Below are 9,365 nucleotides of genomic sequence, written 5' to 3' on the forward strand. Positions count from 1 at the left end.
AGAATCAACGATGCGGACCATCATTTTTCTCGCAGCTGCTGCCCTTCTGGCCGGGTGTGCAACCAGTAAGCCAGGCGCATCGCTTAGCGCCACCCCTGGTGATCGACTGCTCGCCTATGGGCTGAAGTCGGCTGATAGTGCCGAGATAGTGGTAACGCGGGACGAGGGGTGGCTGGCCGGAGGCGGTTGCTACGTTGCGGTCCTCATCGACGGGAAGTTGTCCGCGCGAATGGATGTGGGTGAGCGCGCCGTCTTCTACGTTCCCGCCGGGCGCCGCATTGTAGGCATGTCCGGCGACCCATCCGGGCAAGGACTGTGCGCGATGCAAGTTGGCCAGCCCCTGAAGGAAACCGCTACTCGAGTAGAGGCGGGCGAGGTGCTGCGCTTCAGGATCACGGGAGACACCAACGGGCTCGATATCCGGCCCAGCTCGACCTAACCGCTCACGACACACGACCGCCTTCGGGCGGTTTTTTTATGCCCGGAGGAATCGTGGCTACAGCACTCCACCACGCGCCATTCTGCACCATCCTGCTATCCGGACGGCTGGCCCGGTTGTTCGGGCGCGAGCACCGCTTTCAGCTCGACGGCGGGAGTACCTGGGAGGCGTTCAGCGCGTTGCGCAACACCATCCCCGGCTTCCGACAGGAGATTGAGCGGGCCAGCCGAAACGGCCAGCGCTACGCGATATTCCGTAACCGTCGCAACGTTGCCGAAGGCGAATTCAAGCTCGGGGGAACACGCGAGATTCGCATCGTGCCAGTGCTTGCCGGGAGCAAGCGGGGCGGCGTACTTCAAACCATCATCGGCGTCGTTCTGATTGTCGTCGGTGTCGTTATGTCGCCCTTCACCGGGGGCAGTTCCATGTACCTCACCCAAATCGGCGTCGCGCTGATGATCGGAGGCGTCATCCAGATGCTCAGCCCACAAGCCAAGGGGCTGAAGGGGCGGCAGGCCACCGAAAACCAACCCAGCTATGCATTCGGCGGCCCGGTCAACACTACGGCCATGGGCAACCCGATGGGACTGGGCTACGGCTATCGGCGCATTGGCGGCGCCATCATCTCCGCCGGCATCTGGGCTGAAGACATCGCCTGACGGCTCCACCGCACCACCACACACCGCCCGAGGGCGGTTTTTTTATGCCCAGAGGAAACCCATGATCGAATTCGACGAGTACATGCTCGCTGCCCAGGGCGTCGAGCTGCATGGCAGGAAAGGCGGGGAGAGTAAGGGCAGACAACCGGTGGAGTCTCCCGATAGCCTGCGTTCCGTGGCCAAGGCCAAGATGTTGTTGGCGCTCGGCGAAGGCGAGTTTGCGGGCCAGCTCGACGGCTCCCGCATATTCCTCGATGGAACGCCGCTTACAGACGCGGCGGGGACCAGCAACTTCCCAGGCGTGAAGTGGGAATTTCGCCCTGGCAGCCAGCACCAGAGCTACATCCAGGGTATGGCCTCGGTAGAGAACGAGATCGCCCAGAACGTCGAGCTTCGAAGCAGCACCCCCTACGTTCGCGCGGTCACCAACCTGCAGCTGTCGGCAGTGCGCCTTCGCTTTCGTTGGCCGGCTCTCCAGCAGCAGCAATCCAATGGAGATGTCACCGGTTACACCGTCGCCTATGCAATCGACGTGCAGACCGATGGTGGGGCTTACCAGACCGTGATCAGTACCGCGGCCAGCGGGAAGACCACCTCCGGTTACGAGCGCAGCCACCGCGTTGACCTCCCGCCGGCCACCAGCGGCTGGCAGATACGCGTCCGCCGGATCACGCCGAACAGCAGCACCGGCGCGGTTGCCGACACCATGATGGTGACCGCATTCACCGAGGTCATCGACAGCAAGCTCCGCTACCCCAACACCGCGTTGCTGTACATCGAGTTCGACGCTTCGCAGTTCACCAACATCCCCCAGGTGTCGTGCGAGCCCAGAATGCGCATCGTGCAGGTGCCCAGCAACTACGACGCGGCGACCCGCACCTATTCCGGGCCTTGGGACGGCACTTTCCAGCCCGCCTGGACCGATAACCCGGCCTGGATCACCTACGACGTGATCACCATGGAGCGCTTCGGCCTGGGTAAGCGGGTCAAGACCTGGATGGTCGACAAATGGGAGCTCTACAGGATCGCCCAATACTGCGACCAACTGGTCCCGGACGGGCAGGGCGGCCAGGAGCCGCGCTACACCTGCAATATCTACATCCAGTCGAAGTCCGAGGCCTGGACGGTGCTGCGTGATCTCGCAGCGATCTACCGCGGGATGACCTACTGGGCCCAGGGCCAGATGGTGTCGATCGCCGACATGCCGAGGGACATCGACTACCTGTACACCCGCGCCAACGTCATCGACGGGAAGTTCACCTACTCAAGCAGCAGCGAGCGCACCAGGTTCACCCGGGCGCTGGTCAGCTACGACAACCCGGCGAACGGCTACGAGTCCGATGTAACGGCGCCGCCGCCGGACCTGGCGCTGATCCGGCGCTACGGCGTCAACCTGCTGGAACTCAGCGCCATCGGCTGCACGAAGGAATCCGAGGCGCAGCGCCGCGGTGCCTGGGCCCTTCTCACCAACGCGAAGGACCGCGTGGTGACCTTCCAGGTCGGGCTCGACGGTCAGATCCCGATGCCGGGCTACATCATCGGTATTGCCGACCCGCTGCTCGCCGGCCGGCCCATCGGTGGGCGCATCGGCTCGTTCCAGGCGAGCCGGCAGCTGACGCTCGATCGCGAGCCGGCGGCGAAGGCCGGTGACCGGCTGCTCATCAACCTGCCCAGCGGCCGGGCTGAGGCGCGCACGATCGAGGCGGTAGTGGGCCGCGTGGTGACCGTCACCACCGCCTACAGCGAGGTGCCGCAGGCGCAGCTGCAGTGGTCTATCGACGCTGACGACCTGGCCGTCCAGCAATTCCGAGTCACCGGGATCGCTCGGGACGACATGCACCTGTTCACGATCACGGCGACCCAGCACGACCCGAACAAATTCGAGGAGGTGGACACCGGCGCCCGGATCGAGGACCGCCCGATCACCGTCATCCCACCGAGCCACCAGGCCCCGCCCACCGACGTGCAGATCATCACGAGCAGCGCGGTGTCCCAGGGCCTGACGGTGACCACCGCGACCATCCGCTGGGTGGCACCGGAGCATGCCGTGGCCTACGACGTGGAGTGGCGCCGTGATGATGGCGACTGGATCAAGCTGCCGCGCACCGGCAACACGAACGTGGACATCGTGGGCATCTACGCCGGCGCCTACCTGGCCCGCGTGCGCGCGGTCAACGTCATGGACGTGGTGTCCGTCGCCGCCACCTCGGTGCTCACCAACCTCGATGGCAAGGTCGGCGACCCACCTGCGCTGGCTTCGTTCACCGCCACGCCTGCTGTGTTCGCGATGAATCTGCGCTGGGGGTTCCCGGCCGGTGCCGGCGACACCGCCCACACCGAGATCATGCAGAACGTCGCGGCCAGTGACACCGGGGCCACTCTGCTCGGGCAGTACGCCTATCCGATCGCCGAGCACACCCTGGGCCAGCTCGCTGCTGGCGTGGTGCTCTGGTTCAAGGCTCGACTGGTTGACCGCCTGGGCAACGTCGGGCCATGGACGGCCTGGACGCGAGGACAGTCGTCAGCCAACCAGGACGACTACGACCAGTATTTCAGCAAGCGGATCAGCGAGACCGCCCTGGCGCAGGCGCTACTCACGAAGATCAACGACGGCGGCGGAGCGATGGTCGCTGTGGAGCAGTTGGCCGACGCGCTCGCCGCAATGTACACGATCAAGACCCAGCTCACAGTCGACGGCCGGACCTACATGGCCGGCATCGGCGTTGGCGTCGAGAACGACGAGGGCGTGATCGAGAGCCAGATTCTGCTGGCCGCAGGGCGGGTGGCGATCATCGACCCCAATACTGGATCGTCGAGCCTGGTGTCGCCGTTCGTGGTCCAGAACGGGCAGGTGTTCATGAACGATGCGGTCATCGGCAACGCCTCAATCTCCTTCGCCAAGATCACCGACACGCTGCAGTCGGATAACTACGTGGCCAACAGCCGTGGCTGGCGGTTGGGTAAGAACGGGGAAATCCAACTGAACGGGCAGGGGACCGGCTACAGCCTGGCGTTGAACAACGAGGGTTTCTATCTGACCGATACAACTACCGGAGTTCTTGTAGTTGAACTGGGGGTATTGCACTGATGGCAGTCGGACTTCGCGTAAGAAGTGCAGTAGGCGGAATAACGCTGCGCCACACGGACCGCTTGAGTCGGCACGCGGGGTATGTGGAAACAGGAACATCAAACGGAAGTTTCACCATTCCGGTTTCCGTGCTCGGCACCCTGTATTTCACCTGCATTACGGACTCTTATCGAGGGCTGGGCGTTGTAGGTGCGGCTGTTCGCTTGGATGGCCGGGTTATCTCCTGGACCTTCAACAACACCTTGAGCACTCGACTAAGTACCGTCATTGCTTACGGAGCGTTTTAATGGCTGAAATTGGTGTAAGGCTAAGAGGCAACTCCGGCGAGTTCCTGCAAGTTGACGGGGAATACGCCAATATGGCCCTGAGTCACAAAGGAAGTTTCACAACTTCCGCAGTGGTTTATACGTCGTGGCGAAGTGGAAGCGTGACAATCAGCGGCGCGAAGAGCCCGGTCGTTGCTATTCGCTGCTCTACTACCTGGTTTCTCAGCTCAACAGTTATTAACGGTTCAACCTTCACCTACACGATAGCCACACAGGGCGCAGCGACTGTCGAATACTGGATATTCGATGAGCCGGATTACTCCATCGGCTCTGGTCCTGTGGGGCTACGAATTCGGAACCGGAATACTGGGCTGGTAGTGTTTGATTCGCGAAAGAAGTACATGAAGGTCATCGACTTCTTTTCGACAGCAAGTTATGCGGATGTCACTAAAAGCTACCCGGGGAAAGTTCCGGCTGTAGTTGTTTCATTCCGGGGCTACGCATACATGACCGTCGTAGTCCGGGTCGGTAACCAGTTTTTCTATCAGCAGCAGGCTGACAGCTTGGTGAGTAGGACCAGTGATACCGACCTGTTCTTCCGACTGATGACCTACTTCTCTTCCAACCCCTCCACAACTCCCATTCCAACTGGACACGACATAACCGCGATCTACTCCACCGTAACGGTGGTGGATGTGGCGGGTTTGTAGTCTGGGCCCACCGAACCAGGAGCCACCATGGCACGACAAGAAATCCCACTAGGCAGCTCGCCGGATGGCGAAGGCGGCGACAGCGCACGCGAGGCTTTCACCCGAGTCAATCAGATGACGGCCGAACTGTACGAGGGAATGGCCAACCTAGAGAGCGGAAAGGTTGGCACGAGCGACGCGCGCCTTTCCGACTCTCGAGAGTGGACGGCGGTCACGGTGCCCCAACCCGAGGCAGAGGCCGGCACGTCGACTACCCGGCGGGCCTGGACCGCGCAGCGCGTCTGGCAGGCCGCGACAGCCTGGTGGGCGGCTTCTGCGATGAAAACGAAGCTGGACGGGATCGAAGCCGCCGCACAGGCGAACCCCGCAGCAGCATCTCAGGCTGAGGCCGAGGCGGGTACAGGTACGGTGATTCGCTCCTGGACCAGCCAGAGGGTCTGGCAGGCGATCGCGGCCTGGTGGAACGCTTCCGCCATGAAGTCGAAGCTGGACGGCATTGCGGTGAATGCCACCGCCAACGCCACCGACGGACAGCTCCGGGATCGTTCGACCCACACTGGCACTCAGCTGGCCAACACAATCAGCAACTTCGGGACTGCAGCCATCGGTACATTGCTGTCTGGTTTTGCTGTGGCGACTTCTCGTACTCCTGTCAGTGCGGCTGACTCGGTGCTCATCGCCTTTCAGAAGGTTCAAAAGTATCTGAACGATCTGGGGACGGCTGCATTTGCAAACCTGAACACCATGCCGTTCATCAACCTGATGCCCGACAGCGGCCGTTTCGGGGGCAGGATCAATCCTTTACAGCCGGGTGTTACAACGTTTGCCGCATCGACTTTTCTGTCGCCTTACAATGGTGGATCGCATGCCTCCGGCGGCCAGTTTTTCAGCGACAACAGCACCAATGGTGGAGCCGGCGGCGCGCTTACGGAACCAGTGCAGGCGCTGATGACCGCAATGGGACGCAGCGGCAGCGGCGCGCGTTACGGCATCGAGTTTTTCGTCGACACGTACACCTTCGGCAGTGGCACCGCAAATCCGGCAGTAGGCAGCGATTCGGTGACCCGTTACCTGTCGACGACGAACCTGACCCGGGCACTGTTCCAGGCCCAGCAGTACGCCACTATGGTTATGTGGATTCGGGCTCGTACTTCGTCGTTTCACCTGCAATACGACTGCTTCAAGAACGGTGTTCTGGTCGCGGCGGGCACCCCCATTACCGTCGCTGAAGGATGGGTGCACCTACGCTTGGTGACCCAATCGGGGACTGGCTACAGCAACTCCTGGCCCAACCTCTGCGGCGTGCCTGGTAGCTCAGTCAACATCGCATGCATGGCCGTCTTCGGCGGAATTGTTGACGTAGGTTTCCACACCTCGCCGTTGGCGACCATTAACGAACTGAGTGCCTGACCATGAGAGTTCTTTGTGACGGGGATTTTTTTGCCGAGTGGGGCGGGACGCTGGAAGAGCTCGCTGAGTTCAACGGTTATGATCTGGGTAGGTTCTCAATCGATGACGCGGCCTCGGAAACCGAAGAGCAGGTGATCGTCCGGCTCACGGCTGCGGTGCAACTTCACATGGATGAGGTAGCGCACGAGCGCAGCTATGACAGCATCCTGAGCCTGTGCTCGTATGCCACCAGCACGAACGCCCAGTTCCGGGCCGAGGGCCAGGCCGGTGTTGAATGGCGGGACGCCTGCTGGGCGCTGGGTCATGAGTTGGTGGACAGGGTACGCGCCGGCACGGCCGAGATCCCAACCGAGGCGGAGCTGCTGGCCATGTTGCCAGCTATGGAATGGCCTCCGAAGGCAGAGGTCGACCCCATCACCTGAAGGCCGCATATCACGATTCCCTTCAATGAGTGCTTAAGGAGGGCGTTACTTCCACGGTATTGATGATTTCCAGCACCAAAGCTGAGAAATCCTGCTCAGTAATCAGTTCTCCGATTCTGAGAGCTGAGGCCATCCCTACCGCAACCGATGCAGCAGAAAGTCTTTCTCCAATTGAGTGGTTTGCGTGTTGATTAATTATCTCATGAATCGCGTTTGTTACTTTGTTGCTGATATCTTCCTGCTGCATTGGTTGTCCCTTTTATGTTTGTGAGCGGACATTGAACTCCACGGTCAAGCCGCCAGTCTTTCTATTTCGGCGTAACCTTTTAACGTATCGAGAAATTAGGTTCATGGTAGCAGTGTCTGCTACCTCGAACGCCTGTCCCCTTCGAGTCAGCTTCCCATCAAGCACTAGCGCGTGAAGATAGTTTTTCTCGATGGGGATACATGCGATCTGTGGCGCTGGACGACGATGCGACATTCTCGATATCTCCTACAACTTCGGCGGAGTTAGAAAGTTTCTTGGTGTGTTTACGAACTTCGCTTCTCTTCGCTCTGCTGAGTTTTCTATATTCATGCAGAAGCTCTTGCTCTTCTGGCTGAAGGCAGTTTAATTGTTCGTTTCGACCGGAAAGAACATACATAACATCGATACCAATTGACTCTGCTTTCTTTAAGTAAAACAAGTCAATCGTATCTTTTTCTCGCTCATACGCCCTTTGAGTATTGGGTGTTATCCCAATTGCCTCGCTAAGTTCCCTCTGGCTTAGCTTTATTCGCAGTCTTTCGAATTTCAATCGTCTTCCAAATCCATCTCTGATCATGACTTGCATCCTTAAGGTGCCGGGAATGTCAGTCGTTACTATTCAACTGGAGCTCATATGACTATCAAGCGTGAAGAATTGTTGCAAATATTTCCTGACGCGAAGGAGATTGTCGTAATTTATTCGACAGTTCTTAGTGATGCGACATCGAAGTACAAGATCGATACAAGAAATAGAGTGGCGCTATTTCTGGCACAAGTGGGACATGAAAGTGCAGGGCTCACTTGTCTGGTGGAGAACCTCAACTACACCGCCCAGGCCCTGGCCAACACTTGGCCAACTCGGTTCGCCGAGGATCCACAGGCGCGCACTAAGTCGCCGAACGGGCTGGCCCTGCGACTCCAACGTCAGCCCGAGGCGATCGCGAACGCGGTCTATGGGGGCCGGATGGGCAACGGCCAAGCTGCCTCCGGCGATGGTTGGCGCTACCGGGGTCGTGGTCTGATCCAACTCACCGGCCGGACCAACTACGAGGCAGCCAGCGCGGCTCTCGGCGTCGACTTGGTAGCGCACCCGGAACTGCTCGAACAGCCGGAGCACGCCGCCATGGCCGCAGCCTGGTTCTGGGCCTCGCGCGGGCTCAACGAACTGGCTGATCGCGGGGACTTCGAGGGCATCACCCGCAAAATCAATGGAGGCCTCACCGGCCTGGCCGAGCGCCGCGTGCTCTGGGAGCGGGCGAAGGCGGTGCTGTCGTGATCGGCATTCCTGCGCGCCTGGTGCTGGCCGGCGTGGCGCTGCTGGCCGCTGGCGCCCTCGGCGCCTGGCTGGCTGCCGGTCACTATCGGCCGCAGCTGGACGAGGCCCAGGACCTGGCCGCCCAGTGCCGTCTCGCCCAGGCCGCCCTGGAGAGCGCCGTCGGCGAGCAGAACGCGCGCGTGGTCCATCTGCGCGCCGAGGCCGAACAGCGGCAGCAGGTCGCCGCCCAGGCCCAGCAGGAGGCGCGGAAGGCCGCCGCCGGCGACTACGCGGCCGCCCAACGCCTGCAGCAGGAGCGGATCGGCGGTGATCAGTGCGCCGCGGCCGCGACAGTGATCGACAAGGAGCTGGGGCTATGAGGCTGGGAATCGTGGTGGTGGGGGGGATTGTGCTGGCGGGGTGCGCCGGCCGGCAGGAAGCCGAGCCGCGGCTGGTGCGCGTGGAGGTGCCGGTGGTGGTTCCGTGCCGGGTGCAGGAAGTAGCTGTGCCGCCCTGGGCAGTATCTACGCTGCGCGCGGGCGACTCGCTGGAGGTGAAGGTGCGTGCGCTGCTCGCCGAGCGCCGGCAGCGGATCGGCTACGAGCGGGAGCTACTGGCTGCAGCCACGGGTTGCCAGTAGTTTCTCTCGGGGCAACCATCGGGTACGCTGATGATGTTTCTCCTGATACTCCGTGAATACAGGAACTCAACGCCACTGGAAACAGCGGCGTTTTTTTTGCCCTAATCAGACTCCCACGGAAGACGGATACCACCGCGTGCCCGGACAAGGTAACTCTCGGCAAGGGTCTTGGGATCGCACCGGGCAGCTTCAGCCCTTCCCATGATCTGAGCCACCACCCTGTCGGGCG

The 9,365-nt window shown here is 61.0% G+C and carries 11 protein-coding genes; 9 read left to right on the plus strand and 2 right to left on the minus strand.

What is annotated here, in order from left to right; translation table 11 throughout:
* The first annotated feature begins 10 nt into the window (after nucleotides 1-10).
* From OEJ36_RS20730 to OEJ36_RS20755, 6 genes are all read left to right on the plus strand, one after another.
* The gene (locus OEJ36_RS20730) at nucleotides 11-439 is read left to right on the plus strand and encodes a hypothetical protein (protein WP_263403173.1); all 429 of its coding nucleotides are present in this window, start codon (nucleotides 11-13) and stop codon (nucleotides 437-439) included.
* 38 nt (nucleotides 440-477) lie between these two features.
* A complete protein-coding gene (locus OEJ36_RS20735) occupies nucleotides 478-1,098 on the plus strand; it encodes a tail assembly protein (RefSeq protein WP_263403174.1) in 621 nt (206 codons plus the stop codon).
* A gap of 61 nt (nucleotides 1,099-1,159) precedes the next feature.
* Nucleotides 1,160-4,186 carry a host specificity protein J gene (locus OEJ36_RS20740; RefSeq protein WP_263403175.1) on the plus strand — a complete coding sequence of 1,009 codons (3,027 nt, stop codon included), beginning with the start codon at nucleotides 1,160-1,162 and terminating at the stop codon, nucleotides 4,184-4,186.
* 286 nt (nucleotides 4,187-4,472) lie between these two features.
* Nucleotides 4,473-5,162, plus strand: a complete 690-nt coding sequence (locus OEJ36_RS20745; RefSeq protein ID WP_263403176.1) for a hypothetical protein — start codon at nucleotides 4,473-4,475, stop codon at nucleotides 5,160-5,162.
* A gap of 27 nt (nucleotides 5,163-5,189) precedes the next feature.
* Nucleotides 5,190-6,572 carry a hypothetical protein gene (locus OEJ36_RS20750; protein ID WP_263403177.1) on the plus strand — a complete coding sequence of 461 codons (1,383 nt, stop codon included), beginning with the start codon at nucleotides 5,190-5,192 and terminating at the stop codon, nucleotides 6,570-6,572.
* Nucleotides 6,573-6,574: 2 nt separating this feature from the next.
* Nucleotides 6,575-6,994, plus strand: a complete 420-nt coding sequence (locus tag OEJ36_RS20755; protein ID WP_263403178.1) for a hypothetical protein — start codon at nucleotides 6,575-6,577, stop codon at nucleotides 6,992-6,994.
* A gap of 22 nt (nucleotides 6,995-7,016) precedes the next feature.
* Here OEJ36_RS20755 and OEJ36_RS20760 read toward each other — a convergent pair whose 3' ends face one another.
* Nucleotides 7,017-7,241, minus strand: a complete 225-nt coding sequence (locus OEJ36_RS20760) for a hypothetical protein (RefSeq protein WP_263403179.1) — start codon at nucleotides 7,239-7,241, stop codon at nucleotides 7,017-7,019.
* A 157-nt stretch (nucleotides 7,242-7,398) separates the two neighbouring features.
* Nucleotides 7,399-7,818 carry a helix-turn-helix domain-containing protein gene (locus OEJ36_RS20765; RefSeq protein WP_263403180.1) on the minus strand — a complete coding sequence of 140 codons (420 nt, stop codon included), beginning with the start codon at nucleotides 7,816-7,818 and terminating at the stop codon, nucleotides 7,399-7,401.
* A gap of 57 nt (nucleotides 7,819-7,875) precedes the next feature.
* On the opposite strand from OEJ36_RS20765, the gene OEJ36_RS20770 reads away from it, so the two are divergent.
* Genes OEJ36_RS20770 through OEJ36_RS20780 form a run of 3 tightly spaced genes read left to right on the plus strand, consistent with a single transcriptional unit; the run spans nucleotide 7,876 to nucleotide 9,136 of the window.
* Nucleotides 7,876-8,517, plus strand: coding sequence for a glycoside hydrolase family 19 protein (locus tag OEJ36_RS20770; protein WP_263403181.1), 642 nt, complete (start codon nucleotides 7,876-7,878; stop codon nucleotides 8,515-8,517).
* Nucleotides 8,514-8,876: a hypothetical protein gene (locus OEJ36_RS20775; protein ID WP_317891595.1), complete on the plus strand. Its 363-nt coding sequence runs from the start codon at nucleotides 8,514-8,516 to the stop codon at nucleotides 8,874-8,876. The genes OEJ36_RS20770 and OEJ36_RS20775 overlap by 4 nt, the downstream gene beginning before the upstream one ends.
* Nucleotides 8,873-9,136, plus strand: a complete 264-nt coding sequence (locus OEJ36_RS20780) for a hypothetical protein (protein ID WP_263403182.1) — start codon at nucleotides 8,873-8,875, stop codon at nucleotides 9,134-9,136. Before OEJ36_RS20775 ends, OEJ36_RS20780 begins: the two co-directional genes overlap by 4 nt.
* The last annotated feature ends 229 nt before the right edge of the window (nucleotides 9,137-9,365 follow it).

It is taken from the genome of Pseudomonas sp. PDM13 (genome assembly GCF_025685765.1).
Lineage (GTDB): Bacteria > Pseudomonadota > Gammaproteobacteria > Pseudomonadales > Pseudomonadaceae > Metapseudomonas > Metapseudomonas solani.